Source organism: Streptomyces sp. NPDC018029 (assembly GCF_044327655.1).
Lineage (GTDB): Bacteria > Actinomycetota > Actinomycetes > Streptomycetales > Streptomycetaceae > Streptomyces.
Window position 1 is genome coordinate 86,941 of sequence record NZ_JBIRFV010000019.1, and the last position, 26,834, is coordinate 113,774.

A 26,834-nucleotide genomic window follows, 5' to 3' on the forward strand; every position below is an offset into this window, starting at 1 on the left:
AGTACCGCTTGTCGGAGCCATTCTCCCAGGTCGCCCCGTAACCGCGAAAACCGCTTTTCACCGCGTGGGATACTCGGTTTTCGTAGCTTCAGCACACCAGGCACCCGAGCAGAACGGCACCCATTCATGGCCTCGGTCACGTCCCTCACCGCCTCCGTCCACCAGCGCCTCGCGGACGCCCTCTCGGCTGCCCTGCCGGAGGCCGGCGCCGCGGATCCGCTGCTGCGACGTAGCGACCGGGCGGACTTCCAGGCCAACGGCATCCTGGCGCTCGCGAAGAAGGCCAAGGCCAACCCGCGCGAGCTGGCCACCCAGGTCGTCGAGAAGATCACCGCCGGCGACCTGCTCGCCGACGTCGAGGTGTCGGGCCCCGGCTTCCTGAACGTGACGGTGACCGACAAGGCGATCATCGAGACGCTCGCCGCCCGCGCCGCCGACGGCGACCGCCTCGGCGTGCCCCTGAACCCGCACGCGGGCACGACCGTCATCGACTACGCCCAGCCGAACGTGGCGAAGGAAATGCACGTCGGCCACCTGCGTTCGGCCGTCATCGGCGACGCCCTGCGCCACATGCTGGACTTCACGGGCGAGAAGACGATCGGCCGCCACCACATCGGCGACTGGGGCACCCAGTTCGGCATGCTCATCCAGTACCTGATCGAGAACCCGGGCGAGCTGGCCCCGGCCGACGAGGTCGACGGCGAGCAGGCCATGTCGAACCTGAACCGGATCTACAAGGCGTCGCGCGCGGTCTTCGACGCGGACGAGGCGTTCAAGGAGCGGGCCCGCAAGCGGGTCGTCGCCCTGCAGTCCGGCGACAAGGAGACGCTCGACCTGTGGCAGCGGTTCGTCGACGAGTCGAAGGTCTACTTCTACTCGGTCTTCGAGAAGCTGGACATGGAGGTCCGCGACGAGGAGATCGTCGGCGAGTCGGCGTACAACGACATGATGGCCGAGACGGCGCGGCTCCTGGAGGAGTCGGGTGTCGCGGTCCGCTCGGAGGGCGCGCTCGTCGTGTTCTTCGACGACATCAAGGGCAAGGACGACCAGCCGGTCCCGCTGATCGTGCAGAAGGCGGACGGCGGCTTCGGCTACGCGGCCTCGGACCTCTCGGCGATCCGCGACAGGGTCGTCGGCCTGCACGCCACGACGCTGCTGTACGTGGTGGACGTACGCCAGTCGCTGCACTTCAAGATGGTCTTCGAGGCGGCCCGCCGGATGGGCTGGCTGAACGACGACGTCACCGCGCACAACATGGGCTACGGCACGGTGCTCGGCGCGGACGGCAAGCCGTTCAAGACGCGTGAGGGCGAGACGGTGCGCCTGGAGGATCTGCTGGACGAGGCGGTGCAGCGCGCCGCCGAGGTCGTGCGGGAGAAGGCGCGGGACCTCACCGAGGACGAGATCCAGGAGCGGGCGTTCCAGGTCGGCATCGGCGCCGTGAAGTACGCGGACCTCTCCACGTCGGCCAACCGCGACTACAAGTTCGACCTCGACCAGATGGTCTCCCTGAACGGCGACACGTCGGTCTACCTCCAGTACGCGTACGCGCGCATCCAGTCGATCCTCCGCAAGGCCGGCGAGGTCCGCCCCGCCGCCCGCCCGGAGCTGGCGCTCGACGCGGCGGAGCGGGCGCTCGGCCTGCACCTGGACGCGTTCGGTGACACGGTCGCGGACGCCGCCAAGGAGTACGCGCCGCACAAGCTGGCCGCGTACCTCTACCAGCTCGCGTCGCTGTACACGTCGTTCTACGACAAGTGCCCGGTCCTGAAGGCGGACTCCCCGGCGCAGATCGAGAACCGCCTGTTCCTGTGCGACATCACGGCACGGACCCTGCACCAGGGCATGGCCCTGCTGGGCATCAGGACGCCCGAGCGCCTCTGACGCCCGGGCGGCCTGGCGGGGGCGGGGTCAGGCGTAGTAGCGGATGGTGCCGTGCATGCCGGCTTCCCCGCCTCCGCAGTAGTGGCTGTAGCGGGCGGCGAGCGCCTTGATGGTGCCGTCGTCCGCCGTGGCGAGGCGGGTGACGGTCAGGCTGCCGCTCGCCTCACCGCACCCACGGCCGTTGCCGTGCATCGACAGGCCGCCCTTCTCGGTCGTGACGGTGTAGGTGCGGCCCGCTTCGAGCCTGTCGCCCTCCGGCACGTAGAAGCGGACGGTCCAGTCCTCCCGCTTGCCCTCGACGGTGTACCGGAAGCCGGTGCGGACGTTCCCGTCGAGCAGGAAGGTGCTGCGGGCCCCGGTGTGCGACCCGGCCGTGCCCTGCCCGATCCAGTCGTCCGCGTCGCTCTTGTAGCTGTACGAGAGCGGGAACGCGTCGTACTTGACGGTGCCCTTGAGGGCGGGGGCCGTGGCGCTCTCGCAGTTCTGCGTGAAGGTGGCGTCGAGCCGGGTGACCTGGCCCGACGCGTCGGTCTCGATCTGGTTGACGGAGAACTGGCCCCAGATCCGGTTGCAGCCGCGGTGCTCGCCGGTCACATCGAGGCCGGGGGCGCGGCCGGTGCGGAAATCCGCGCGCTCGGCGTCGCGGTAGACGCCGGGGTGCAGCTTCTCGCCCTTGGGCGCCGCGAGCTGGACCTCCCAGTTCGCGTCGGGCAGCTCCACCGTCACGTCCTCCGCGGTGCCGCTGATCCGCAGGGCGGTGTCCGGTGCCTTGTACGAGGCGGACTTGCCGTCGCCTATGTAGTCGCCCGCGGCGCTCGTGTACGCGTACGAGCTGACGGCCACCGGGTCACCGGGGGCGGCCTGCGCGGGGGCGGCGACGGCGAGCAGGCCGCCGGCCACCGCGACGCCCACCAAGGCGCGCCGGAGTCTCCCGGCGGGCAGAACCGAAGTACGCATGGATGATCCCCTCTGTGAAGCATCCGCACTCCCCGGGCGGATGAGCTGTCAACAGTGGTCACCCTAGGCTCGCCGGCCGACAACTGCCCCTGCGCTCCCGCGAGTTAGCTCATTTTTCACCGAGCCCCCGGCCGATACCCCGGCCGAGCCGCCGAAGCCCCTCCGCGATCTCCTCCTCGGTCTGCGTCACGAAGCACATGCGCAGGGTCGACCGGTCCGGTTCCCCGGCGAAGAACGGCGCCCCCGGCACGTACGCCACGTCGTGCGTGACGACCGTCCGCAGCAGTTCCGTCGTGTCGTAACCGTCGGGCAGCTTCGCCCACACGAACATGCCGCCCTCCGGCCGGATCCACCGGGAGCCCTCCGGCAGCGCGTCGGCGAGGCCGGCGAGCATCGCGTCCCGGCGGTCGCGGTAGACGTCCGCGACGCGGGCGACGTGCGCGTCCAGGTCCCGGTCGGCCAGGTAGCGCGCCGCGGCGAGCTGGTTGACGGTGGGCGTGTGCAGGTCCGCGGCCTGCTTGGCGACGGCGCAGGCGCGCAGCAGCGCGGCGGGCGCGCGCAGCCAGCCGAGCCGCAGGCCGGGCGCCATGACCTTGGAGAAGCTGCCGAGGAGGACGGTCCGGTCACCGGCGCCCGGGTACGTGGCGATCCACGGCGCCCGCTCGCCCTCGAAGCGCAGTTCGCCGTACGGGTCGTCCTCGACGATCCAGAGCCCGCGCCGCCCGGCGATCTCGGCGATGGCCGCGCGGCGGTCGGCGGGCAGGGTGCGGCCGGTCGGGTTCTGGAAGGTGGGGACGGTGTAGAGCAGCTTGGGGCGGTGCAGGGCGACGAGTTCGTCGAGGGCGGCCGGGTCGATGCCGGACTCGTCGCAGGGCACGGGCAGCACCCGCGCGCCCGCGAAGGCGAAGGCCTGGAGTGCCGCCAGGTAGCAGGGGTTCTCGACGAGGACGGTGTCGCCGGGCTCGATCAGCGCGGTCGCGAGGAGCGAGAGCGCCTGCTGGGATCCGGTGGTGACGAGCACGTCGTCGGCGTCGGTCGGCAGGCCGCGGACGGCCGCCCGCGCGGCGACGGCGGTACGCAGCGTGGGCTCGCCCTCGGTCGTCGAGTACTGCAGCGCCCGCGCCGGGGTCTCCTCGAGGACCGCGCGGAAGGCGGCCGCGATGCCGTCGGCGTCGAAGAGGCCGGGGGCGGGCAACCCGCCCGCGAAGTTGATGACTTCGGGCCGCGCGGTGACCGCGAGGATGTCCCGTACGGGCGAGCCCCCGACCGCTGCGGCGCGCGCGGCGAGCGGCGGCGTGGGGGCGGCTGCGGTACGGGCGGGCTCGGTGACGGTCACGGCGGCGGCTCCTCGGCTGTGGCGGCTGTGGCGTGTGTAGCCCGCACCCTAAGCACGTAGGTGCGGGCTACACACGCCATTCCGGGATGCGGACGCCGACGAGGAGGCGGCTCAGCCGTCCTGCAGCTGCCTCGTCCACTTGGAGCCGCCGGGCGGCCAGCCGTAGGTGGGGCGCCCCTTCTTGCCGCTGGTGCGGAACGGCTTGGCCTGGTCGTCGATGCGCAGCGAGCCGTGCCGCTTGCCGCTCGACCACTGCAGCTCCAGGTACCACCGCACGTCGTGCAGATCGGTGTCGGCCATGATGAAGAAGACCTCGGGGTCGTTCTCACTGACCTTGTACGGGAAGTCGCGCTGGCCCGACTGGGGTTTGAGGCGCGGCGAGCCGTCGTCGAGGTCGATGGAGAAGGACTTGGGGTCCACGTTGCCGCCGCAGCCGGTCGCCATCTGGAAGTTGTTCCAGGCCAGCGGCGCGCTGGTGCTCTGCACCCGGACGTTCATGTCCTGGAGGACGACGGTGTCCTTGCCCATGCCCTGGACGGTGACCTCGATGAGCTGCCGGCCCGCGGGGACGGCGCCGAGGTCACCGACCCAGCCGGCCGCGTCCTGCACCGCGGGCTGCTGCGGCACCTCGTCGGCCTTGCGGTTCACCAGGAAGTCCTGGAGGCAGGGGTCGTCGAAGGCGTACGGCCTGGTTCGAGCCGTCACCGGCACGCCGGGGTCGCTCTGCGCGCCGCCGGACGTGGGCCCCTTGCGGCCGGGGTGGGAGGCGTCGGGAGGCGGGCTCCCCTTTCCGGACGGCGAGGCCGAGGGGGCGCCCTTCTTGTTCTCGGCGTCGTCCTTCTTGTCCTTGCCGTCGTCCTTGCCCTCGGCCCTGGCCTTGCCGGGCGCGGTGTCCGCGGGGTCACCGGGTTCCGGGGAGGAAGCGGCCTGCGCCTTGTGCCGGTTCCCGTCGCCGTCTCCCCCGCCGCTCATGGCGAGGGCGACGGAGCCGAGCCCGACGACCGCGGCGACGGCGGCCGCGAGGACGACGGTCCGCCGCCTCCGTGACGGGGGCTGCTTGGAGAGGACCACGACCTGGTCCGGGTCCGACTCCGACTCCGACTCCGGGTCCGCCTGCTCCTGTGGGGGTGGGGCCGGCGCGGGCTCCGGGGCGCTCGGGGCGACGGGCTCCGCCTTCCTGCCCCGCGTCGCGTCCGCGAGGATCCACCGCCGGTGGACCTCGACGAGCTCTTCGGGGGTCGCTTTGCAGAGCCGGGCGAGCCGCTCCACGGGGGCGAACTCCGTTGGCACGGCATCCCCGTTGCAGTACCGGTGCAACGTCGACGTACTCATGTGAAGCCGTCGCGCCAGCACTCCATAGCTGAGCCCGGACCGCTCCTTGAGCTCCCGCAGCAACTCCGCGAGAGACGCCATCTCCGCCCTCCACCATTCCATTCAGACGTTCCAGGGGGAGGTCATACCCCCTGGCCAGAGTCGGTACGAACGTTCCAGCGTCCCCAACTCCCGGGCCCCCGTAGCGCCTCGGCCGAACCACGGCACAAGCTGTGGCCCATACAAGCACGCCGCTTCCGGCACTCCAGACAGAGGATCAGCCATGTTCCGCACCGGCCCCCGCTCCCGTTCCCGTACCACCCTCGCCGTCCGTACCCTCGCGGCCACCGGGATCGCCCTCGGCGGGCTGTCCCTGACGGCCTGTTCGGACGGCACAGGCACCCGGGACGAAGGCGCGGCGACGCTCGTGGCACAGACGACGACCAAGCACAGCACGGTTCCCGGGCCCACCACCAACCGGCGCACCGGGGACCGGGCGCGGCAGCCGGTCGCCTGCACCGGCGCCAACACCGAGGTGCAAGTCACCGAGGTCACCCGCCCCGCGAACCACCTCCTGATCACCGCCACGAACATCGGCGACGTGCCCTGCCACGCCTACAACGCCCCCTACCTCCGCTTCGACGACACCCGATCCACGACCGCCGTCGACCACGACTCCGTGCCGCAGGCGGTCGTCACCCTGCGCCCTGGCCGGTCGGCGTACGCGGGCGTCGTCCCGGCGGCGGCGGACGGCGGCGGCACGGACGGCCGCACCGCCCACCGCCTCGGCGTCCACTTCGCCGACCGGGCGATGGACGGCAGCATCGGCCCCGAGGCGGTTCTGGAGCTCCCCGCGGGGGGTGTGTACGTGGACAGCTCCGCCACGGTCACCTACTGGCAGCCGTCGCGGCAGGACGCCCTGGACCGGTGACCTCGGACGACCGCCCGGCGAAGAGAGATCCAGGTCACAACCGTTCCTGTCACATCCCGGCCGTGCCCGTCCGTCGTAGAGGTGTAGGACCTGGCACCAACAACGGCACAGGAGCACATCATGGAACCCCGTTTGAACGTCTTCGCCAGCCCGGCCGCGGGAAAGGCCATCAAGCACCTGACCGCGGTCAACAAGGCCGTCTCGGAGACGGGGCTGCCGGCCGCGACGCAGGAGCTGGTGCGGATCCGCGCGAGCCAGATCAACGGTTGCGGGTTCTGCCTCGACATGCACACCAAGGAAGCGATCGCCGCCGGTGAGACGTCGACGCGTCTCCACCTGGTCGGGGCGTGGCGCGAGGCCACGGTGTTCACCGAGGCCGAGCGTGCCGCCCTGGAGCTGACGGAGGAGGGCACCCGCATCGCCGACGGGGCGGGCGGTGTCCCGGACGAGGTGTGGGCCAACGCCGCGAAGCACTACGACGAGGAGCAGCTCGTCGGCCTGGTGACGCTGATCTCGCTCATGAACACCTTCAACCGGCTGAACGTCATCGTCCAGCAGCCCGCCGGCGACTACCAGCCCGGCCAGTTCGGCTGACCACCACCCGGCCCCGGGGGGGGCTCCGACCTGCTCACACACCTTTTGGTGAGTACCGCACAAAAAAGTCGGTACTTGTCCGGTGGTGGGGGCGGGACGAGGATCGAACGCGTACCCGACGCAACGCCCTCGAAGGAGCTCCCCCGTGCCCAGCAACGGCAGCAGCAAGCAGGCCGGCACGTCCCCCGTCAGCGTCCTCGGCCTCGGCCTGATGGGCACCGCCCTCGCCACCGCCCTGGTCAAGGCCGGGCACCCGACGACCGTGTGGAACCGCACGAAGTCCAAGACCGGGCCCCTCGCGGCCCAGGGCGCCACCCCCGCCGACACCGCGCGGGACGCCATCACCGCCGCCGACCTCGTCATCGTCTGCCTCACGACCAACGACAACGTACGCACCCTGCTGGCGCCCGAGGCCGACGCGCTCGCCGGCCGCACCGTCGTGAACCTCACCAACGGAACCCCGGGCCAGGCACGGGAGTTGGCGGACTGGGCGGCGGCGCACGGCATCACGTACATCGACGGCGGCATCATGGCCGTCCCGCAGATGATCGCCACCCCCGGCGCGTACATCTTCTACAGCGGCACCGACGAGGCGGCCTTCGAGACGCACCGCCCGACGCTCGCCGCCCTCGCCGACACCAAGTGGGTCGGCAAGGACCCCGGCCTCGCGGCGCTGTACGACCTGTCGCTGCTCACCGGCATGTACGGCATGGCGATGGGTGTCGCCCAGGCCTTCGCGATGATCCGCAGCGAGGGCATCCCGGCCCGTGAGCTGGCGCCGCTGCTCACCGACTGGATCATCGCGATGACGCAGGGGCTCGTCCCCACGGGCGCCGAGGCGCTCGACACCGACCAGCACCTGACGGACGTCTCGAACCTCGCCATGAACCGCGAGGCGTTCCCCAACTTCACCACCGCGTTCGCCGAACAGGGCCTGCGCACCGACCTGTTCGAGCCGTTCCAGGACCTCTTGGACCGCGCCGTCGAGCAGGGCTATGGAGCCGACGGGTTCTCGCGCATGCCGCTGCTGCTCACGAAGGACTGACGTGCGGGGCACCGGGCGGCGGGGTCACGGGACGAGCACCACCTTCCCCGTGGTCTCCCGGCGCTCGAGGGCGGCGTGCGCCTCGGCCGCCCGCTCCAGCGGGAACGCCTGGACGGCGGGCGCCAACTCCCCCTTGGCGGCCGCCTCCAGGGCCTCCCGCTCGTACGCGGGACCGTCCTCGGGGCTCCCGAGCAGCTGGAGCAGCGCGTTGGTGAAGGTGATCCGCCGCTCCGCGAGCACCTCGGGGCCCGGCTCGAAGGCCTCCTGCGACGACCAGCCGATGACGACGTACCGCCCTCCGTCGGCGATCAACTCGAAGGCGGCAGCGCCCTTTTCACCGCTCACCCCGTCGAGTACGGCGGTGACGCGCCGCCCGCCGCCGAGCCGCTCGGCGACCTCGCGCTGCCAGCCGGGCTCGTTGTAGTCGACGGCGATGTCGGCGCCGAGCGCGCGTACGGCCTCGACCTTGGCGGGGCCACCGGCCGCACCGATCACCGTCGCCCCGAGGGCGTGCGCGTACTGGACCACGAGCCGCCCCACGCCACCGGCGGCGGACGTCACCAACACCACGTCGTCCGCACGAAGTTGAGCCGCACCCAGAAGCCCCATGGTGGTGGCCCCCGTCACCACCATGGCCACCGCGTCCTCGAAGCCGAGCCCGTCCGGGACGGCGTGCAGCTTCGCCACGTCGGCGACCGCCAGCTCGGCGTACCCGCCGGGTGCCGAGCGCGAGACCACCACGGGCCGCCCGAGCCATGTCTTGTCGACGTCGGGGCCCACGGCCTCCACCGTCCCCGCGACCTCGCCGCCGAAGACGGCGGGCAGCTCGGGCAGCGGCGGCGCCATGTCGGACGCCTCGCCCCGGCGCATGACGGTCTCGACGAAGTGGACTCCCGCCGCCCGTACGGCGATCCGCACCTGCCCGGGCCCCGCGACGGGGTCGGGCAGGGTCTCGTACCGCAGGTTCTCGGCGGGACCGAACTCGTGCAGGACGACAGCGCGCATGGTGTGCTCCTCGGAACGTGGAAACGAACGTCGATGCACACCACCCTCCGACCTCAACCAAGGTTGAGGTCAAGGGCCGCCGGCCCGCGGCTCAGAGCTGCCGCGCGACCTCGGTCGCCCAGTACGTCAGGATCATGTTCGCGCCCGCGCGCTTGATCCCCGTCAGGGACTCCATGATCGCCCTGTCCCGGTCGATCCAGCCCCGCTCGGCGGCGGCCTCGATCATCGCGTACTCACCACTGATCTGGTACGCGGCCACCGGCACCTCCACCGCGTCGGAGACCCGGGCGAGGATGTCGAGGTAGGGGCCCGCGGGCTTCACCATCACCATGTCGGCGCCCTCCTCCAGGTCGAGCGCCAGCTCCCGCAGGGACTCCCGGGTGTTGGCGGGGTCCTGCTGGTAGGTCTTGCGGTCGCCCTTGAGCGACGAGCCGACGGCCTCGCGGAAGGGGCCGTAGAAGGCCGAGGAGTACTTCGCGGTGTACGCGAGGATGGCGACGTCCTCGTGCCCGACCTGGTCCAACGCGTCACGCACGACGCCGACCTGACCGTCCATCATGCCGCTCGGGCCCACCACATGGGCGCCCGCGTCGGCCTGCACCTGCGCCATCTCCGCGTACCGCTCCAGGGTCGCGTCGTTGTCGACACGGCCCTCGGCGTCGAGGACACCGCAGTGCCCGTGGTCGGTGGTCTCGTCGAGGCACAGGTCCGACATGACGATGAGGTCGTCGCCGACCTCGGCACGCACGTCGCGGAGCGCCACCTGAAGGATGCCGTCCGGGTCCGTGCCCGGCGTTCCCAGGCCGTCCTTCTTCGACTCCTCCGGCACACCGAACAGCATGATCCCGGCGACCCCGGCCTCCAGCGCCTCGACGGCCGCCTTCTTCAGGGTGTCGCGGGTGTGCTGCACGACGCCGGGCATGGCGCCGATCTCCACCGGCTCGCTGATCCCCTCGCGCACGAACGCGGGCAGGATCAGATCGGCCGGATGCAACCGCGTCTCGGCGACCATGCGCCGCATGGCAGGAGTGGTCCGCAACCGCCGCGGCCGCGCCCCGGGAAACGATCCGTACTTAGTCACTGCAACCCTCACCTCGAACCGCTGGGCATTTACCTGCTGTGGGCAGGCGTGCCGCAGGGCGGCACGGGTGGGCACAGCCCCCGGTGCAGAGCACCAAAAGGGGAGGCGCCCACCCAAAGGTACCTACGGGGCGGTACGGCGCCGACGGGACCCCGGCCGACGCTCACTGGGCCGAGTAACAGGATCCCCCGCTTCAAGAGCGGCCACCCGCCGCCGCGTACCGAACTCCGCCAAGGCCTCGGCCAGCTTGTGCACGGACGGCTCCGGAGCCATCACATCCACCCGCAGCCCATGCTCCTCCGCGGTCTTCGCGGTGGCGGGCCCGATGCAGGCGATCACCGTGACGTTGTGCGGCTTCCCGGCGATCCCGACGAGATTGCGCACCGTGGACGACGAGGTGAAGAGCACCGCGTCGAAGCCACCGCCCTTGATCGCCTCACGGGTCTCCGCCGGCGGCGGCGACGCCCGCACCGTCCGGTAGGCGGTGACGTCGTCGACCTCCCACCCGAGGTCGATGAGCCCGGCGACGAGCGTCTCCGTGGCGATGTCGGCCCGCGGCAGGAACACCCGGTCGATCGGGTCGAAGACCGGGTCGTACGGCGGCCAGTCCTCCAGGAGCCCCGCGGCCGACTGCTCACCGCTCGGCACCAGGTCCGGCTTCACGCCGAAGGCGATCAGCGCGGCGGCGGTCTGCTCGCCGACGGCCGCGACCTTGATCCCGGCGAAGGCACGCGCGTCGAGCCCGTACTCCTCGAACTTCTCCCGCACCGCCTTGACGGCGTTGACGGACGTGAAGGCGATCCACTCGTACCGGCCGGTGACCAGGCCCTTGACCGCGCGCTCCATCTGCTGGGGCGTGCGCGGCGGCTCGACCGCGATGGTCGGGACCTCGTGCGGCACGGCGCCGTACGACCGCAGCTGGTCGGAGAGCGAGGCCGCCTGCTCCTTCGTACGCGGCACGAGCACGCGCCACCCGAAGAGCGGCTTCGACTCGAACCACGACAGCTGATCGCGCTGGGCGGCGGCGCAGGACTCGCCGACCACGGCTATGACGGTCCGGCCGCCGTCCGGCGAGGGCAGCACCTTCGCCTGCTTGAGGACCTGCGCCACCGTGCCGAGCGTCGCGGTCCAGGTGCGCTGGCGCGTCGTCGTACCGGCGACGGTGACGGTCATCGGGGTGTCCGGCTTGCGGCCCGCGGCCACCAGCTCACCGGCCGCCGCGGCCACGGAGTCGAGCGCCACCGAGACGACGACCGTCCCGTCGGACGCGCCGACCTCGCTCCAGCAGCGGTCGGACGCGGTACGGGCGTCGACGAAGCGGACGTCCGTGCCCTGCGCGTCCCGCAGCGGCACACCCGCGTACGCGGGCACACCGACCGCCGCCGCGATGCCCGGCACCACCTCGAAGGGGATGCCCTCGGCGGCGCAGGCGAGCATCTCGTCCGCCGCGTACGTGTCGAGGCCCGGGTCGCCGCTCACCGCACGCACGACCCGCCTGCCGCCCCGCGCCGCCTCCATGACAAGATTGGCGGCAGCTCGGAACGGCGTCGCGTCGGCGGTCATTGACGTGTCGTCAGCTGTCGGCTGGGGTGTGTCCACACCTCCCCTGGCATGCACGCGGACGACGTCGAGCACATCAGGCTCGGCGATCAGCACATCCGCTCGGGCCAGCGCCTCGACGGCGCGCAGGGTCAGCAGTCCCGGATCTCCGGGTCCGGCACCGAGGAAGGTGACGTGCCCGTGTGCGGGAAGGCCTGGAAGGTTCGAGGTGGGGCTCAAAGTGCTCGCTCCCCCATCAGACCGGCCGCGCCCTTGGCAAGCATCTCGACCGCGAGTTCGCGGCCCAGCGCCATGGCTCGGGTCTCCGTCTCGGGCACGGGACCGGTGGTGGACAGCTGCACCAGCGTCGAGCCGTCGGTCGTACCGACGACGCCGCGCAGGCGCATTTCCTTGACAATCTGCCCGTCGGCCAGCAAGTCGGCCAACGCACCCACGGGTGCGCTGCAGCCGGCTTCCAGGGCGGCGAGCAGGGACCGCTCGGCAGTCACGGCGGCCCGGGTGTACGGGTCGTCGAGCTCGGCGAGCGCGGCGGCGAGTGACGCGTTGTGCGCGGCACACTCGATCGCCAGTGCCCCCTGGCCGGGGGCGGGCAGAACGGTGTCCACCGACAGGAGCTCGGTCACCTCGTCGGACCTGCCGACGCGGTTGAGTCCGGCGGCGGCGAGCACGACGGCGTCGAGCTCCCCCTTGTGGACGTATCCGATGCGGGTGTCGACGTTCCCCCGGATCGGCACGGTCTCGATGGTCATGCCGTGGCTGCGCGCGTAGGCGTTCAGCTGCGCCATGCGGCGCGGCGAACCGGTGCCCACGCGGGCTCCGTCGGGGAGCTCCGCGAAGGTCAGCCCGTCGCGCGCCACCAGCGCGTCGCGCGGGTCCTCGCGCACCGGCACCGCGGCGAGGGTGAGCTCGGCGGGCTGCGCGGTGGGCAGGTCCTTGAGCGAGTGCACGGCGAAGTCGACCTCGTCGCGGGCCAGCGCCTCGCGCAGCGCCGCCACGAAGACGCCGGTGCCACCGATCTGCGCGAGGTGCTCGCGCGAGGTGTCGCCGTACGTCGTGATCTCCACCAGCTCGACGGGGCGCCCCGTCAGCTCCTTGACTGCCTCGGCCACTTGGCCGGACTGGGCCATGGCCAGCCTGCTGCGCCTGGTCCCGAGTCTGAGGGCCCTCTCGGTCATGCCCGGCCTCTATTCGGGTCGTCGTTCTCGTTGTTCAGGTGGTCAGCCCTGCTGACCGCCGCGACCGTCTGCGGGTCGAGGTCGAAGAGCGTGCGCAGCGCGTCCGCGTACCCGGCGCCGCCGGGCTCGCTCGCCAGCTGCTTGACCCGCACCGTCGGCGCGTGCAGCAGCTTGTCGACGACGCGGCGCACGGTCTGGGTGATCTCCGCGCGTTGCTTGTCCTCGAGACCCGGCAGGCGTCCTTCGAGCCGGGCCATCTCGCCCGCCACCACGTCGGCGGCCATGGTGCGCAGGGCGACCACGGTCGGCGTGATGTGCGCGGCCCGCTGGGCGGCGCCGAAAGCGGCGACCTCGTCGGAGACGATGCCGCGGACCTGCTCGACGTCGTTGGCCATGGGCGCGTCGGCGGAGGCCTCGGCCAGCGACTCGATGTCCACGAGCCGCACGCCGGGCACGCGGTGCGCGGCGGCGTCGATGTCGCGGGGCATGGCGAGGTCGAGGAGGGCGAGCACGGCCGGGCGGGCCGCACCGGCCGACGACGCGCGCAGGCGCCGCTCCGGGAGCCGGCCCGTGACGCGCGCGGCGGCCACCAGGGCGGCGATCGCGTCAGCCTCGGCCCGCGGGTCGGCGGCCTGCTCCTCGCGGCGCTCGGCCGGGGCGTTGTCCACCCAGGCCGCGTGCTGTTCCAGAGACGCCGCGTCCATCCCGGCGACGGCCTCCTCGCCGGCGACGGAGAAGCCGCGCGGCGCGGACAGGTCGACCGGGCAGCCCTCGTCGGCCACGGTGGCCGTCCGGGCACCGGAGCCCGGCGAACCGTTTCCGGCCTGCGCGGGCGCCTCGTCGAGCGGGCCGTCGGCCGGGGGCACGCGCCCCTCGACGGCGGCGGTGACGGCTTCCGCGGTCAGCACCAGACCGGTCGCTCCCGTGCAGGAGACGGCCACGTCGGCACGTGTCAGTTCGTCCGCCACGGCGTCCATGGGGACGGCGCGGGCGCGCACCCCGTGGTCGCCCGACTCGCCGAGGATCTCCGCGAGCCGCTCCGCGCGCTCCAGCGTGCGGTTGGCGACCACGATCTCCGCCACACCGGCGCGCGCGAGCGTCGCCGCGGCCAGCGAGGACATGGAGCCCGCGCCGATGACCACGGCCCGCTTGCCCGCCGCCCAGGCGTCGACCGGCTCGCGCGCCGCGAGCTGTTCGAGGCCGAAGGTCACGAGGGACTGCCCGGCCCGGTCGATGCCGGTCTCGGAGTGCGCGCGCTTGCCGACCCGGAGGGCCTGCTGGAAGAGATCGTTGAGGAGCTTGCCCGCGGTGTGCAGCTCCTGCGAGCGCGCCAGGGCGTCCTTGATCTGCCCGAGGATCTGCCCCTCGCCGACGACCATCGAGTCAAGGCCGCACGCCACCGAGAAGAGGTGGTGGACGGCGCGGTCCTCGTAGTGGACGTACAGATAGGGGGTGAGCTCCTCCAGGCCGACGCCGCTGTGCTGCGCGAGCAGCGTGGACAGCTCGGCGACGCCCGCGTGGAACTTGTCCACGTCGGCGTAGAGCTCGATGCGGTTGCAGGTGGCGAGCACGGCCGCCTCGGCGGCGGGCTCGGCGGCCAGGGTGTCCTGCAAAAGCTTGGCCTGCGCGTCCGCGGACAGCGCGGCACGCTCGAGGACGCTCACGGGGGCGCTGCGGTGACTCAGCCCCACGACCAGGAGACTCATGCCGGCATCACGGCGGGGACGTCCCCGTCGGGTCCCTTCCGCTGCTGCTTGGCCGAGACGGGCGGGACGGGGCCCTCGGGCGCCGCGTCCTCCCCGGCCTTGCGCTGCTCGTGGAAGGCGAGGATCTGCAGCTCGATGGAGAGATCGACCTTGCGTACGTCGACACCGTCCGGCACGGACAGGACGGTCGGCGCGAAGTTCAGGATGGAGGTCACACCGGCGGCGACGAGCCGCTCGCAGACCTGCTGGGCGGCGCCGGCCGGGGTCGAGATGACGCCGATCGAGACGCCGTTCTCCTCGATGATCTTCTCGAGCTCGTCGGTGTGCTGCACCGGCATGCCCGCCACGGGCGTGCCCGCCATGGCCGGGTCGGCGTCGATCAGGGCCGCCACGCGGAAACCGCGGGAGGCGAACCCGCCGTAGTTGGCGAGGGCGGCGCCGAGGTTACCGATGCCGACGATGACAACCGGCCAGTCCTGGGTCAGCCCGAGTTCACGGGAGATCTGGTACACGAGATACTCGACGTCGTAGCCGACGCCGCGCGTCCCGTAGGACCCGAGGTACGAGAAGTCCTTGCGCAGCTTCGCGGAGTTGACCCCCGCGGCGGCCGCGAGCTCCTCGGAGGAGACCGTGGGCACCGAGCGCTCCGACAGTGCGGTGAGGGCTCGGAGGTACAGCGGAAGCCTGGCGACGGTGGCCTCGGGAATCCCTCGGCTGCGGGTCGCCGGTCGGTGAGTTCGGCCAGTTGCCACGGTGCTCCTGCGGGTAGAGCGGGGCTGCAGGCGGTCACTCGTCCCCAGACCGCCCCGTCGAATGCAGGCTATGTCTTTGTGAACGCGTGCACAAAGATGGTGTCCGATTTGCCCGGCCAACGTGACCGGGGTCACGCGCCCCCGGCGCGCGATCGTGGAACCGGCGCGCACGGAGCGTCGTTGCTCATTTGATGGGGGCAAAACCGCACACTCTCCTCACGATCATCGCCCCCGAGACCAAAACCGCCCCAAAGCGTAATCGACTTCGCGGGAACTTTGGACTGGTCGGTCAGTAGGTGAAAGACCTTTCCGGCCTACCCGGCGAGCTCGCGCCGCAGCCGGCCCTCGTCCACCCGCCAGAAGGTGTGCTGCTCCCCGTCCACGAGCACCACCGGAATCTGCTCCCAGTAGGCCCGGTGCAGCTCCTCGTCCCGCGTGATGTCCTTCTTCTCCCAGGGCGTGCCGAGCTCCCCGCAGACCTTCTCGATCACCGCCTGTGCGTCATCGCACAGATGACAACCCGGCTTCCCGATCAGGGTGACCAACCGCTCCTGCGGCTTCTTCTTCTCCGTACGACCGCCACTACGGCGAAAAATCGGGCTCATGGCCCCATTCTCGCCCGGCGTGCCGCGCCGGAGGACATCCCCGGCGCGCTCCGATTAACGGCTCGGTCGCGGAGAGTTCACAGGCCCGAATCCTCCCGACTCCGGGACCACCGAACAGACTGGCTATGCTCACGACATGGCCGCTCTCGGATGGCTCACCCCCCGTAGGCGCTCCGCCACGGCGCGGAGCGTGTTGGCAGGCGAGGCCTCGGCCGAGGCAGCGCGCAAGTCCTCGCAGGAACTGGAGGAGCTCGACGCCCTCGCCGCGCGGACCGCGCCCGACGAAGCCCCGCGGGAGCCGGAGTTCCCCGTCGTCGGCGACGACAAGGCCGCCGCCTTCTTCGACCTCGACAACACCGTGATGCAGGGCGCCGCGATCTTCCACTTCGGCCGCGGCCTCTACAAGCGGAAGTTCTTCGAACGCCAGGAACTGTTCCGGTTCGCCTGGCAGCAGGCGTGGTTCAGGCTCGCCGGCGTCGAGGACCCCGAGCACATGCAGGACGCCCGCGACAGCGCCCTCTCCATCGTCAAGGGCCACCGCGTCGCCGAGCTGATGTCCATCGGCGAGGAGATCTACGACGAGTACATGGCCGAGCGGATCTGGCCGGGCACCCGCGCCCTCGCCCAGGCCCACCTCGACGCGGGCCAGAAGGTCTGGCTGGTCACCGCCGCCCCGGTGGAGATCGCCACGGTCATCGCCCGCCGCCTCGGCCTGACCGGCGCCCTCGGCACCGTCGCCGAGTCCATCGACGGCGTCTACACCGGCAAGCTCGTCGGCGAACCCCTGCACGGCCCCGCGAAGGCCGAGGCGGTCCGCGCCCTGGCCGCCGCCGAGGGCCTCGACCTGGGCCGCTGCGCCGCGTACAGCGACTCGCACAACGACATCCCGATGCTCTCGCTCGTCGGGCATCCGTACGCGATCAATCCCGACGCCAAACTGCGCAAGCACGCCCGCGCCAGGGACTGGCGGCTGCGCGACTACCGCACCGGCCGCAAGGCCGCGAAGGTCGGCATCCCGGCCGCCGCCGGCGTCGGCGCGCTCGCGGGCGGCGCGGCCGCGGCCGTGGCCCTGCACCGCCGCCGCCACTGAGCATCCGTCGGTCCTACCCCAGGGTGTCTCCCGCCAGTCGCGCCGGTAGCACTCGGCCACAACACGCCTCAGGCCGACACGGAATGTGAACTCATTCGATCAACAAGTGCTCACTCTCCGGCACTTGAACGGGCGTCAATCGGTTACAGAAGCGACGTAATCGATGATTTGAGCAACTGGGTGTAGTGCTGCCTGTACGAAGCGTTATTCTCCTCAGACGCATAAGGGACCCCACACGTCGCTACGACGGGTGAACGGTCCCGCACTGCACGTGATGGAAGCTCTGCCTCTGGGAGTCCCGTGTACCCACACGTCGGGGTTGACACCTCGGGCCTGGCTACGCTGCGCGCAACGGTCATCGACCGCTTGCGCGGCTTCGTCCCCACCGCGTACGCCGTCCCCGCCGTCCCCGCCCTCGCCGTCCCCGCACCCGCCGGGCCGTGCTATGCCCTGGCGAACGGCGGTGCGGCAGTCGGCAGACGGGGCCGTTCCGCCGCTGCCGCCACCTCCGCACCCACCCCCCGCCGTCCCGCCGCGGACAGCGACAGCGCCCGCATGATGGAGCTCGTCGAGCGCGCCCAGGCCGGCGAGTCCGACGCCTTCGGCCGCCTCTACGACCAGTACAGCGACACGGTCTACCGCTACATCTACTACCGCGTCGGCGGCAAGGCGACCGCCGAGGACCTCACCAGTGAGACCTTTCTGCGCGCCCTCCGCCGCATCGGCACCTTCACCTGGCAGGGCCGTGACTTCGGCGCCTGGCTGGTCACGATCGCCCGCAATCTCGTCGCCGACCACTTCAAATCGAGCCGTTTCCGCCTCGAAGTGACCACCGGCGAAATGCTCGACGCCAACGAAGTCGAGCGCAGCCCCGAGGACTCCGTCCTGGAGTCCCTCTCGAACGCCGCCCTCCTCGAAGCCGTCCGCCGCCTCAACCCCCAGCAGCAGGAATGCGTGACCCTGCGCTTCCTCCAGGGCCTCTCCGTCGCCGAGACCGCGCGGGTCATGGGCAAGAACGAAGGCGCGATCAAAACCCTTCAGTACCGCGCGGTGCGCACCCTCGCCCGCCTGCTGCCCGACGACGCCCGCTAGCGGCCCGCCATGCCCAACTCCCCCTCCGTGGCGGCCAGATGGTCGCCACGGAATTGTCGCGGTCCGATCATCCGCCGTCCGTAACCCAAGTGCCGCGACGCTCGTTGTGCGGGATGCAGGCTCCCTGTGGTCGCTACCTGGCTGGCTCCGCTCACTCGATCGTGTGGAAATGGTCAGGACATGCAACCCTCAGGACCCCCTGGGGAGTCGACCGTCATGACGAGAGGAGGTGCCGCCAGTGATCGCGAACGTATCGGCCCACCGGCGGGCGAACGCCTTCGCCCAGGCCCTGGAGGAGCGTTCCGACCAGGGCCCGGCAGCCGAGCAGTCCGAGGACTCCGCACTCACGCCCGCGCCCGCGGCCGCACCCGTGGAGTCCACCGAAACCACCGCGGCCCGCGCCGAGCCGACCGAGCAGGGCCACCTACTGGCCCTGGCGGACGGCCTCGACGCACTGCCCAAACCCGCCCTCGACCCCGAGGTCAAGGTCGTCCAGCGCGCCCAGCTCGTGGCCGCGATGGAAGCCATGCTCCTGGAGGGCGGCACCCCGTCGGTGCCACAGCAGCGGTCCCGCAAGGGTGCCCACCGGGCGGGCGCCCTGCAGAAACTGCGTCCGCGCTCCCGCCTGTCCAAGGGGATCGCGGCCGGCGGCCTCACCGTCGGCGTCGCCGCGGGCGCGTTCGGCGGTGTCGCCGCCGCCAGCTCCGACGCCCTCCCGGGCGACTCGCTGTACGGCCTCAAGCGCGGCATGGAGGACTTCAAGCGGGGCCTGGCCGACGACGACAGCGACCGCGGCCGGATCTACCTCGACCAGGCCTCCACGCGGCTGAGCGAGGCCCGCAGGCTCATGGAGCGGGGCCGCTCAGGCGCCCTCGACCACGAGTCGCTCGGCGAGGTCAGGCGAGCCCTCTCCGGCATGCGGCACGACGCCACGGAAGGCCACCGCCTCCTCCTCGAGGCGTACGAGCGCGACGGCTCCCTGGGCGCCATCCAGGCGCTGTCCGCGTTCTCCCGGTCGCACCGCGAGGCGTGGAGCGACCTCCAGGGCCGCCTCCCCGTCCAGCTGGGCGACGTGGGCGAGCAGGTGAACTCCGTCTTCGACGCCATGGACGAAGAGGTCGAACCGCTGCGGTCCCTGCTGCCCCGCCCCCCGGAAAAGGGCGGCAGCACCGGCCGGACGTCCCAGAGCCCCAGCGGCTCCGACAGCTCCGACGGGCGCCCCACCCGCCCCTCGGGCAGCGGCAGCTCGCACGGCGGCGGTGCGGGCAGCGACAGCAAGCCCAGGCCCTCCACGTCGGACCGCGAGGACGAGGGCATCCTCGGCGGCACCACCGGCGGCCTCCTCGACCCGCCGGACGACAAGAAGACGAGCCCGGCCCCCTCGGACGGCAAGAGCAAGCCCGGCCAGCACACCACGCCCCCCAAACCGGACGTGACGCTGCCACCGCTCCTGCCGGGTCTCCAGCTCCCGGAGCTGGGCATCAAGGGCGAGGACACGAAGTAGCACCCACCAGTACGCGGTCGGGGGCGCCCTCCACACAGGAGGGCGCCCCCGATTGCGTACGGCCTAGAAGAACACCGACCGCCGCTGCACCAGCAACTTGTACAGCGAATGCTGGATCTGCTCGCGCACCTGGTCCGTCAGGTTGAACATCAGCATCGGATCCTCCGCCGCCTCCGGCGGATACCCGTCCGTCGGAATCGGCTCCCCGAACTGGATCGTCCACTTCGTCGGCAGCGGCACCGCCCCCAACGGCCCCAACCACGGAAACGTCGGCGTGATCGGGAAGTAGGGGATGCCCAGCACCCGCGCCAGCGTCTTCGCGTTGCCGATCATGGGGTAGATCTCCTCCGCCCCGACGATCGAGCAGGGCACGATCGGCGAGCCCGTCCGCAGGGCCGTCGACACGAAGCCGCCGCGGCCGAACCGCTGCAGCTTGTACCGCTCGCTGAACGGCTTTCCGATGCCCTTGAAGCCCTCCGGCATCACACCGACCAGCTCGCCCCGCTCGAGGAGCCGCTCCGCGTCCTCCGCGCAGGCCAGCGTGTGCCCGGCCTTGCGGGCCAGTTCGTTGATCACCGGGAGCATGAAGACGAGGTCGGCGGCGAGGAGCCGCAGATGCCGGCCGTGCGGGTGGTTGTCGTGCACCGCGACCTGCATCATCAGGCCGTCAAGCGGCAGCGTTCCGGAGTGGTTGGCGACGATCAGCGCCCCGCCGTCGGCGGGGATGTTCTCGATGCCCTTCACCTCCACCCGGAAGTACTTCTCGTAGAACGGGCGGAGCAGCGACATCAGGACCTGGTCGGTGAGCTCCTCGTCGTAACCGAAGTCGTCGACCTCGTACTCCCCCGTGAGCCGCCGCCGCAGGAAGGCCAGGCCGCCCGCGACGCGCCGGTCCCACCCGCCGCCGCTCCGCGGCTCGGGCCCCTGCTCCCGCCCTGAAGGCTCCGGGGGCGTCACCCGCGGGTCCCCGCCCTGTTGGGGGCCGCCCTGCGGGGGCCCGTCCTGCTGCCCGGGCAGCGCCTTGACCCCGGCCACGGGATCACCCTTGCGCCGGGGCGCGGACCTCCGTCGCGAGGTGCGCTGCGCACTCCCGCGCGACCGGTCGTCGTCGAACGGAATGACCTTGGCGTCCGCCATGGTTGACGCTCTCCTCAGTTGGCGCTCTGGTGGCCACCCGCGAGGGGCAGCGCGGCGATCCGGTCGACTGCCCCCGCGAGGGCACCTGGCGGCAGCAGTCCCGGGCCCCGGCTGCGCACGAAGTCCGCGAAGGCCTCCGCGGTCGTGTACTTCGGCCGGAACCCCAGTGTCTCGCGCATCTGCCGGGTGGCCACGACCCTGCCGTGGGTGAGCAGTCTGATCTGCTCGGGCGAGAAGTCCGTCATGCCGACCGTGCGCAGCGCCGAACCGACCCAGGTGACGGCCGGCAGGAAGAGGGGCACGGTGGGGCGGCCGAGCCGCCGCGAGCACTGCGACAGGAGCAGCTGGCCGTCGCCGGCGATGTTGAAGGTGCCGCTGTTGAGCGTGCCGCGCTGCGGCTCGTGCGAGGCGAGCCGCAGCACCTCGACCGCGTCGTCCTCGTGGACGAACTGCAGGCGCGGGTCGTAGCCGAACACGGTCGGCAGGACCGGCAGCGAGAAGTACTCGGCGAGCGGGGAGTCCGCGGCGGGCCCCAGGATGTTCGCGAAGCGCAGCACGCACACGGCGACGTCGGGGCGGCGCCGCGCGAACCCGCGCACATAGCCCTCGACCTCGACGATGTCCTTGGCGAAGCCGCCGCTCGGCAGCGACTTGGGCGGTGTGGTCTCCGTGAAGACCGCGGGGTCCCTGGGCGCCGAGCCGTACACGCTGGTGCTCGACTTCACCACGAGCCGCTTCACCGTCGGCGACTTCTGGCAGGCGCCGAGCAGCTGCATCGTGCCGATGACGTTGGTTTCCTTGACCGAGCCGCGGCCGCCCCTGCCGTCGAGGGCGGTGGCGCTGACGTCCATGTGGACGACCGTGTCGACGCTGTGCTCCGCGAGGACCCTGGCGATCGTGGGCTGCCGGATGTCGGCCTGGACGAAGTCCGCACCGCCGAGATGGTGCTCGGGCGGGACGACGTCGACGGCGATCACCCGGTCGACTTCGGGATCGCGCTGGACCCGCCGGACGAACCGTCCGCCCAGCTGCCGGGCCACTCCGGTCACGAGCACGACCTTGCCCAAGATCAGCGCCTGCCTTTCCCCGACCCTCGCCCCACCACCGTCGCCGCACCACCGTCGGCGTTGCGGACCACGCTAGCGGGTGGACGTCGCGCTGTGACGACCGCGCACCCAGAGACGGCCGAAAACACCGAAGCCCTCCCGTCGGATGACGGGAGGGCTTCGGACACGCTGTGCAGCTGTCGCTTACTTCTTGTTGCGACGCTGAACGCGAGTGCGCTTCAGCAGCTTGCGGTGCTTCTTCTTGGCCATCCGCTTACGCCGCTTCTTGATAACAGAGCCCACGACTACCCTCGCTCACTTCTCTTCACTCGGTGCGGGGCAGCAGACTGGGCCCACACGACCTACGTCGGCCTAGCCTACCTGTCCCCGCGTGAGGGACGTAATCGAGGAGCCATGAACCCTGCGCCACGGGCCCGGGGACCCGTGACTCAACCAGCCTCAACCCCCACATAAGACTCGCGGAGGTACTCGTGAACCGCCTGCTCCGGGACCCGGAAGGACCTCCCGACCCGGATGGCGGGCAGATGACCGCTGTGCACCAAGCGGTACACGGTCATCTTGGACACTCGCATCACCGCGGCGACTTCCGCCACGGTCAGGAACGCGACCTCGTTCAGCGGCCTCTGCTCTGCAGCCATGACACCCCACCTGAACCTTCCGCACATGACGGGCACCGGCTTCCCCTTCCGGTGACTCTTCGTCTCTGCGCGCTCACTCCCCAGACTAGGGGCGGATGATGCGAGTGGGGAAGAGGAGCCGCGATCGGCCGCCTACTGTGACAGACACGCTCGATTGAGTACATAGCGAGTAAGCGGTCGGTAGTAATCAGACCGCACAGCGTCATCAAGCGGAACGACGACGGACACCTGCCCCTCGGCCTCTCCGACGAACAGCGCGGGATCGTCCGTATCCGCCAGACCGATCGCCTCAAACCCCAGCTGACCTGCTCCGCAGACCCATCCGTGGTCCCCGATGACCAACTCGGGAAGCGGTCCGCCGGCCTCCGCAGCGGCGTCCAGAGCGGCACGAATCGGGAGGGGTGAGTGGGTGTGTGCGCCGGTGTCACTCCCGGTGGGACGCGCGCCGGGTTCGCGCACCAGCGCGACTCCTTGTACGTAGTCAAGGTTGTACGTGCGTAGGCCGAACCGGGTCGTTATGTCGACACTGCTGCCCTGCGCGGGGGTGAGGACGGGACATCCCGCCGCCGACAAAGCGTCCGCCAACGCGGCGTAGAACCCGAGCAGTCGGTGCGGATGACCGGTCCCGAGAAGCACCGGGAGCCGCCGCCGCGCCGCCGCCGCGAGCCGTTCCGCAAAGGCGTCGAGCGCCGTCAGCGTCCGCTCGGGATCGATGACATCGGCGCCCGTGGTGCACCCCGGGTCGGCGGACACTCCGCACTTGTCGGACATCAGGCGCAGCAGGTCGCCGGAGCCCCAGCTCCACTCGGGGTCGAGCCCCAGCAGTATCCGTGGGTCCCGCGCCGCGAACAGCCGATAACTCCGCAGGCTCTGCTCCCGCGACGTGGCCACGGGCCCGGCCAACCGAGCCGCCAACAGATGCGCACGCAGCGCTCCGGTGCTCAACACGGTCCGATGCTGGCGCACCGGCGCCCATGGTGCCGCAAAACCCCGGAAAGCCCCCACAGTTGGGCTAACGCGGGCATAATCCGGCGGCCTCACCGCACATCCTCTGTGCCGACAGCCTCCTGCCTCTACGCCGACAGCCCTCTGCCTCTACGCCGACAACTCCTACGCCAGCAGTCCCCGCAAGGGAAACACCGCCCTCCGCGCGGCGAGCACAGCCTGGTCGAGCCGGTCGGCGGGGTCGTACCCCGACTCCCAGCCCTTCCAGTCCACCGGCCACCGGCCGTCCGTCATCCGCCCGGGCGCCAACTGCCGCGTCCGCGCGAACACTTCGTGCCGCCACGCCTCTGGAGTCTCCGCCGTGGGCTCGACGGGCCGCCCCGCCGCGATGGCCACGAGATGGGTCCAGGAGCGCGGCACCACATCCACCACGGCGTACCCCCCGCCCCCGAGAGCGACCCACCGCCCGTCGGCGTGCTCGTGGGCCAGGTCGTGACAGGCGACCTGCACGGCCCGCTGAGCGTCCAGCGACACCGCGAGGTGCGCCAGGGGGTCCTCGAAGTGCGTGTCGGCCCCGTGCTGCGTCACGAGCACCTGCGGCCGGAACTCGGCGAGCAGCTCGGGCACCACGGCGTGAAAGGCCCGCACCCACCCGGCGTCACCGGTCCCGGCCGGCAGCGCCACGTTCGCCGCGGTGCCCTCCGCCGGGCCGTCCGCGCCGGTCTCCTCGGGCCACCCGGTCTGCGGGAACAGCGTCCGCGGATGCTCGTGCAGCGAGATCGTGAGGACCCGCGGGTCATCCCAGAAGGCGGCCTGGACCCCGTCGCCGTGATGCACGTCCACATCCACGTACGCGACGCGCTCGGCGCCCAGTTCGAGCAGCCGGGCGATGGCCAGCGCCGCGTCGTTGTAGATGCAGAAGCCGGAGGCGGACCCGGGCATCGCGTGGTGCAGCCCGCCCGTGAAGTTCACCGCGTGCAGCGCGTCGCCGCGCCACACCGCTTCGGCCGCGCCCACGGACTGCCCGGCGATCAGCGCCGACACGTCGTGCATCCCGGCGAAGGCCGGGTCGTCCTCAGTGCCGAGCCCGTACTCCCCGTGGGCGGACGCGGGATCGGCGGAAGCGGCCTTGACCGCGTCCACGTAGTCCCCGCGGTGCACGAGCCGCAGCGTCGAGTCTCCGGCGCGCTTGGCCGCGACGACCTCCAGCTCCTGGTCGAGCCCGAAGGCGTCGACCAGACTTCGGGTCAGCCCGAGCCTGACCGGGTCCATCGGGTGACCCGGGCCGAAGTCATAGCCCGTTACTGCCTCGTCCCACATCAGCTGCGCGCGGCCACTCATGCCCGTCACCGTACCGGTCCGGTCCCGGGGCGAAGGAACGGGCGTACAGCAAGGTCAGGAGCACCAACACCAGAGGAACGACCATGGCGCCCCGGTAGTTCCAGACATCCCCGAGCCCGCCCACCAGCGGCGAACCGATCAAAAATCCCACATAGTTGAAGACATTCAGTCGTGCCACGGCCGCATCCGAAGCCCCCGGGAACAATCTCCCCGCCGCGGCGAACGTCTGCGGAACGATCACGCACAGCCCCAGCCCGAGCACGGTGAACCCGGCGATCCCCACCCACGCCCCGGGCGCCGCCGCCACCACCGCGAACCCCAGCGCGGCCATCACCGACCCGCCCCGCACCACCGCCACGGCCCCGAGCCGCCGCACGCCCAGATCCCCGAGCCCGCGCCCCACCAGTGTCATGACCATGTAGACGTTGTACGGAACCGTCGAGATCTCCTCCGAGCTCCCCAGCACGTCCTGGAGGTACTTGGCGCTCCAGTTGGAGACCGTCGAGTCACCGATGTACGCGAACGTCATCACAAGGCAGAGCGGAAGCAGCAACTTGAAGCCGACACCTCCGCCCGCCCCCTCCGCCGGTACCGCCGCCCCCTGCACCGGCGCCGCGTCGACGTACCACCGGCTCCCGACCAGTGCCGCCGGCAGCAGCACCGCCACGGCCGGCAGGTAGGAGACGAAGAGCGAAAGGTCCCAGTGCGCCCCGGCCCAGGCGGCCGACGCCCCCACGATCCCGCCCAGGCTGTACGCGGCATGGAACCCGAGCATGATGCTGCGCCCGTACGCCCGTTGGAGGCTCACCCCGAGCATGTTCATGGACGCGTCGAGCGCCCCCACGGCAAGCCCGAACGCCCCGAGCGCCACGGCCACGTGCCACATCGCGTCACCCGCGCCGACCCCGAGCAGCGCCAGCAGCACCGCGGGCTGCGACCATCTCAGCACCGTGCTCGGCGGCACCTTCCGCACCAGCCGCTCGGTGCCGAGGCTCCCGATTCCGGCCAGGATCGGCACCGCCGCGAGGAAGACGGGCAGCAGCCCGTCCGATATCCCGTAGCGGTCCTGGATCGCCGGAATCCGCGTCACGAGCAGGGCGAATGTGACTCCCTGCACCAGGAAGGCGAACGCCAGCGAGGCCCTGCCGCGCCGCAGCACTTCGGTCATGGCTGCAGAGCGTAGGCCCCAGGTCTACCAGTGGGTAGATGGATCACCCGCCCAATCTCGGCACGTCGTCACTGTCGTCATGCGAGCAGGTCCACCAACTCGCGCATGTCCCCGAAGAGTTTGGTGGCGCCCGCCAGCCGCTCGGCCGGCGTCATGGCGGTGAACCCGAAGACATCCATTCCGGCGGCGACCGCGGCCTGCACGCCCAGCGGGCTGTCCTCCACGACGACGCACTTCTCGGGCGCCACGCCCATGCGTTCGGCGGCATACAGGAAAAGATCGGGCGCCGGCTTTCCCCGCCCCACGTCCTGCGAGCTGAAGACCCGCCCCTGGTCGAACCACTTGTCGAGTCCGGCCTTCCGGTGCCCGACTCGAATCCGCTCATGACTCCCGGACGAGGCCAGGCAGTACGCCACCCCGTCGGCGGTCAGCTTCTCCAGCACTTCCACGGCCCCCTGGACCGGCTGCAACTCCCGCTCGAAAGCGGCGAAGACCCGCCCGTGGAAAACGTCGTCGAAGTCCTCGGGAAGCCGCTGCCCACTCCGCTCGAAGATCAGATCGTGTACGCGGTGGACGGCGGCGCCCATGTAGTCCCGCAGGGAGTCTTCGTAGGAGGTGGGGTGCCCGAGCTCGGTCAGATAGCCGGCGAGGATGGTGTTGGAGAGGGGCTCGCTGTCCACGAGGACACCGTCGTTGTCGAAGATGACCAGTTCGTATCGCATATCCCGACCCTAATTCGCAAGAGCCCCTTCGCAAGAGCCCCAGAACGCAGAAAACCCCCGCACCATAAGGTGCGGGGGTTTCCCATTCAAAAATAGTTCGGCGGCGTCCTACTCTCCCACAGGGTCCCCCCTGCAGTACCATCGGCGCTATGAGGCTTAGCTTCCGGGTTCGGAATGTAACCGGGCGT

The 26,834-nt window shown here is 71.2% G+C and carries 25 protein-coding genes and 1 rRNA gene; 7 read left to right on the plus strand and 19 right to left on the minus strand.

The features are described from left to right. The first annotated feature begins 126 nt into the window (after nucleotides 1-126). On the plus strand, nucleotides 127-1,884 hold the full coding sequence (gene argS, locus ACH4D5_RS38320; RefSeq protein WP_398312707.1) for an arginine--tRNA ligase: 1,758 nt from the start codon (nucleotides 127-129) through the stop codon (nucleotides 1,882-1,884). Nucleotides 1,885-1,911: 27 nt separating this feature from the next. On the opposite strand, the gene ACH4D5_RS38325 is transcribed toward argS, so the two are convergent. The 3 genes from ACH4D5_RS38325 to ACH4D5_RS38335 form a co-directional block, all read right to left on the minus strand. After that, entirely contained in the window at nucleotides 1,912-2,841 is a 930-nt protein-coding gene (locus ACH4D5_RS38325; protein ID WP_398312710.1) for a hypothetical protein, read from the minus strand. Between the two features lie 109 nt (nucleotides 2,842-2,950). Continuing rightward, complete coding sequence (locus tag ACH4D5_RS38330) at nucleotides 2,951-4,177, minus strand: PLP-dependent aminotransferase family protein (RefSeq protein WP_398312713.1); 1,227 nt, start codon at nucleotides 4,175-4,177, stop codon at nucleotides 2,951-2,953. Nucleotides 4,178-4,288: 111 nt separating this feature from the next. Then, complete coding sequence (locus tag ACH4D5_RS38335; protein WP_398312716.1) at nucleotides 4,289-5,590, minus strand: helix-turn-helix domain-containing protein; 1,302 nt, start codon at nucleotides 5,588-5,590, stop codon at nucleotides 4,289-4,291. Between the two features lie 181 nt (nucleotides 5,591-5,771). Here ACH4D5_RS38335 and ACH4D5_RS38340 point away from each other — a divergent pair, with 181 nt between their 5' ends. From ACH4D5_RS38340 to ACH4D5_RS38350, 3 genes are all read left to right on the plus strand, one after another. Further along, nucleotides 5,772-6,419 (plus strand): DUF4232 domain-containing protein, encoded by a 648-nt coding sequence (locus ACH4D5_RS38340; RefSeq protein WP_398312719.1) that lies wholly within the window; start codon nucleotides 5,772-5,774, stop codon nucleotides 6,417-6,419. Nucleotides 6,420-6,539: 120 nt separating this feature from the next. Next, a complete protein-coding gene (locus tag ACH4D5_RS38345) occupies nucleotides 6,540-7,013 on the plus strand; it encodes a carboxymuconolactone decarboxylase family protein (protein ID WP_398312722.1) in 474 nt (157 codons plus the stop codon). 145 nt (nucleotides 7,014-7,158) lie between these two features. Continuing rightward, the gene (locus ACH4D5_RS38350; protein WP_398312725.1) at nucleotides 7,159-8,058 is read left to right on the plus strand and encodes an NAD(P)-dependent oxidoreductase; all 900 of its coding nucleotides are present in this window, start codon (nucleotides 7,159-7,161) and stop codon (nucleotides 8,056-8,058) included. Between the two features lie 24 nt (nucleotides 8,059-8,082). Here the strand turns inward: ACH4D5_RS38350 and ACH4D5_RS38355 are convergent, their stop codons facing one another. The 7 genes from ACH4D5_RS38355 to ACH4D5_RS38385 form a co-directional block, all read right to left on the minus strand. Further along, nucleotides 8,083-9,063 (minus strand): zinc-binding dehydrogenase, encoded by a 981-nt coding sequence (locus ACH4D5_RS38355; protein ID WP_398312727.1) that lies wholly within the window; start codon nucleotides 9,061-9,063, stop codon nucleotides 8,083-8,085. A 91-nt stretch (nucleotides 9,064-9,154) separates the two neighbouring features. Then, entirely contained in the window at nucleotides 9,155-10,144 is a 990-nt protein-coding gene (gene hemB, locus ACH4D5_RS38360) for a porphobilinogen synthase (protein ID WP_398312730.1), read from the minus strand. 123 nt (nucleotides 10,145-10,267) lie between these two features. Then, the gene (locus ACH4D5_RS38365; RefSeq protein ID WP_398312733.1) at nucleotides 10,268-11,923 is read right to left on the minus strand and encodes a uroporphyrinogen-III synthase; all 1,656 of its coding nucleotides are present in this window, start codon (nucleotides 11,921-11,923) and stop codon (nucleotides 10,268-10,270) included. Beyond that, entirely contained in the window at nucleotides 11,920-12,879 is a 960-nt protein-coding gene (hemC, locus tag ACH4D5_RS38370) for a hydroxymethylbilane synthase (protein ID WP_398312736.1), read from the minus strand. The genes ACH4D5_RS38365 and hemC overlap by 4 nt, the downstream gene beginning before the upstream one ends. Continuing rightward, nucleotides 12,876-14,585, minus strand: coding sequence for a glutamyl-tRNA reductase (locus ACH4D5_RS38375; RefSeq protein WP_398312739.1), 1,710 nt, complete (start codon nucleotides 14,583-14,585; stop codon nucleotides 12,876-12,878). The genes hemC and ACH4D5_RS38375 overlap by 4 nt, the downstream gene beginning before the upstream one ends. Continuing rightward, nucleotides 14,582-15,337, minus strand: coding sequence for a redox-sensing transcriptional repressor Rex (locus ACH4D5_RS38380; RefSeq protein WP_398312742.1), 756 nt, complete (start codon nucleotides 15,335-15,337; stop codon nucleotides 14,582-14,584). Before ACH4D5_RS38380 ends, ACH4D5_RS38375 begins: the two co-directional genes overlap by 4 nt. Nucleotides 15,338-15,651: 314 nt before the next feature. Then, complete coding sequence (locus ACH4D5_RS38385; protein WP_398312745.1) at nucleotides 15,652-15,942, minus strand: glutaredoxin family protein; 291 nt, start codon at nucleotides 15,940-15,942, stop codon at nucleotides 15,652-15,654. Between the two features lie 136 nt (nucleotides 15,943-16,078). Here ACH4D5_RS38385 and ACH4D5_RS38390 point away from each other — a divergent pair, with 136 nt between their 5' ends. The 3 genes from ACH4D5_RS38390 (at nucleotide 16,079) to ACH4D5_RS38400 (ending at nucleotide 19,628) form a co-directional block, all read left to right on the plus strand. Then, the gene (locus ACH4D5_RS38390) at nucleotides 16,079-17,032 is read left to right on the plus strand and encodes an HAD family hydrolase (protein ID WP_398312748.1); all 954 of its coding nucleotides are present in this window, start codon (nucleotides 16,079-16,081) and stop codon (nucleotides 17,030-17,032) included. Nucleotides 17,033-17,332: 300 nt separating this feature from the next. Then, complete coding sequence (locus ACH4D5_RS38395) at nucleotides 17,333-18,124, plus strand: ECF subfamily RNA polymerase sigma factor, BldN family (RefSeq protein WP_398312750.1); 792 nt, start codon at nucleotides 17,333-17,335, stop codon at nucleotides 18,122-18,124. Between the two features lie 238 nt (nucleotides 18,125-18,362). After that, a complete protein-coding gene (locus ACH4D5_RS38400; protein WP_398312753.1) occupies nucleotides 18,363-19,628 on the plus strand; it encodes a DUF5667 domain-containing protein in 1,266 nt (421 codons plus the stop codon). Nucleotides 19,629-19,691: 63 nt separating this feature from the next. Here the strand turns inward: ACH4D5_RS38400 and ACH4D5_RS38405 are convergent, their stop codons facing one another. The 9 genes from ACH4D5_RS38405 to rrf form a co-directional block, all read right to left on the minus strand. Beyond that, entirely contained in the window at nucleotides 19,692-20,765 is a 1,074-nt protein-coding gene (locus ACH4D5_RS38405; RefSeq protein ID WP_398312756.1) for a lysophospholipid acyltransferase family protein, read from the minus strand. Between the two features lie 14 nt (nucleotides 20,766-20,779). After that, entirely contained in the window at nucleotides 20,780-21,832 is a 1,053-nt protein-coding gene (locus ACH4D5_RS38410) for an NAD-dependent epimerase/dehydratase family protein (protein ID WP_398312758.1), read from the minus strand. 183 nt (nucleotides 21,833-22,015) lie between these two features. Then, nucleotides 22,016-22,114 carry a 30S ribosomal protein bS22 gene (locus ACH4D5_RS38415; protein ID WP_003948845.1) on the minus strand — a complete coding sequence of 33 codons (99 nt, stop codon included), beginning with the start codon at nucleotides 22,112-22,114 and terminating at the stop codon, nucleotides 22,016-22,018. A gap of 146 nt (nucleotides 22,115-22,260) precedes the next feature. Then, nucleotides 22,261-22,470, minus strand: coding sequence for a helix-turn-helix domain-containing protein (locus ACH4D5_RS38420; RefSeq protein WP_362996452.1), 210 nt, complete (start codon nucleotides 22,468-22,470; stop codon nucleotides 22,261-22,263). A gap of 132 nt (nucleotides 22,471-22,602) precedes the next feature. After that, complete coding sequence (locus tag ACH4D5_RS38425; RefSeq protein WP_398312775.1) at nucleotides 22,603-23,418, minus strand: phosphatase; 816 nt, start codon at nucleotides 23,416-23,418, stop codon at nucleotides 22,603-22,605. 162 nt (nucleotides 23,419-23,580) lie between these two features. Next, nucleotides 23,581-24,756 (minus strand): acetoin utilization protein AcuC, encoded by a 1,176-nt coding sequence (locus ACH4D5_RS38430; protein WP_398312761.1) that lies wholly within the window; start codon nucleotides 24,754-24,756, stop codon nucleotides 23,581-23,583. Continuing rightward, nucleotides 24,707-25,924 (minus strand): MFS transporter, encoded by a 1,218-nt coding sequence (locus ACH4D5_RS38435; protein WP_398312764.1) that lies wholly within the window; start codon nucleotides 25,922-25,924, stop codon nucleotides 24,707-24,709. Before ACH4D5_RS38435 ends, ACH4D5_RS38430 begins: the two co-directional genes overlap by 50 nt. Nucleotides 25,925-26,001: 77 nt before the next feature. Continuing rightward, nucleotides 26,002-26,646: an HAD family hydrolase gene (locus ACH4D5_RS38440; protein ID WP_398312767.1), complete on the minus strand. Its 645-nt coding sequence runs from the start codon at nucleotides 26,644-26,646 to the stop codon at nucleotides 26,002-26,004. A 95-nt stretch (nucleotides 26,647-26,741) separates the two neighbouring features. After that, nucleotides 26,742-26,834 (minus strand): 5S ribosomal RNA (rrf, locus tag ACH4D5_RS38445); the annotation flags it as partial.

Bases quoted from the DNA above. Each gene is read 5' to 3' on its own strand.
- ACH4D5_RS38440 (WP_398312767.1), bottom strand. From the start codon at position 26,646: ATGCGATACGAACTGGTCATCTTCGACAACGACGGTGTCCTCGTGGAC.
- ACH4D5_RS38335 (WP_398312716.1), bottom strand. From the start codon at position 5,590: ATGGCGTCTCTCGCGGAGTTGCTGCGGGAGCTCAAGGAGCGGTCCGGG.
- ACH4D5_RS38435 (WP_398312764.1), bottom strand. From the start codon at position 25,924: ATGACCGAAGTGCTGCGGCGCGGCAGGGCCTCGCTGGCGTTCGCCTTC.
- ACH4D5_RS38345 (WP_398312722.1), top strand. From the start codon at position 6,540: ATGGAACCCCGTTTGAACGTCTTCGCCAGCCCGGCCGCGGGAAAGGCC.
- ACH4D5_RS38430 (WP_398312761.1), bottom strand. From the start codon at position 24,756: ATGAGTGGCCGCGCGCAGCTGATGTGGGACGAGGCAGTAACGGGCTAT.
- ACH4D5_RS38405 (WP_398312756.1), bottom strand. From the start codon at position 20,765: ATGGCGGACGCCAAGGTCATTCCGTTCGACGACGACCGGTCGCGCGGG.
- ACH4D5_RS38390 (WP_398312748.1), top strand. From the start codon at position 16,079: ATGGCCGCTCTCGGATGGCTCACCCCCCGTAGGCGCTCCGCCACGGCG.
- ACH4D5_RS38340 (WP_398312719.1), top strand. From the start codon at position 5,772: ATGTTCCGCACCGGCCCCCGCTCCCGTTCCCGTACCACCCTCGCCGTC.
- ACH4D5_RS38385 (WP_398312745.1), bottom strand. From the start codon at position 15,942: ATGAGCCCGATTTTTCGCCGTAGTGGCGGTCGTACGGAGAAGAAGAAG.
- ACH4D5_RS38355 (WP_398312727.1), bottom strand. From the start codon at position 9,063: ATGCGCGCTGTCGTCCTGCACGAGTTCGGTCCCGCCGAGAACCTGCGG.
- ACH4D5_RS38420 (WP_362996452.1), bottom strand. From the start codon at position 22,470: ATGGCTGCAGAGCAGAGGCCGCTGAACGAGGTCGCGTTCCTGACCGTG.
- argS (WP_398312707.1), top strand. From the start codon at position 127: ATGGCCTCGGTCACGTCCCTCACCGCCTCCGTCCACCAGCGCCTCGCG.
- hemC (WP_398312736.1), bottom strand. From the start codon at position 12,879: ATGACCGAGAGGGCCCTCAGACTCGGGACCAGGCGCAGCAGGCTGGCC.
- ACH4D5_RS38375 (WP_398312739.1), bottom strand. From the start codon at position 14,585: ATGAGTCTCCTGGTCGTGGGGCTGAGTCACCGCAGCGCCCCCGTGAGC.
- ACH4D5_RS38325 (WP_398312710.1), bottom strand. From the start codon at position 2,841: ATGCGTACTTCGGTTCTGCCCGCCGGGAGACTCCGGCGCGCCTTGGTG.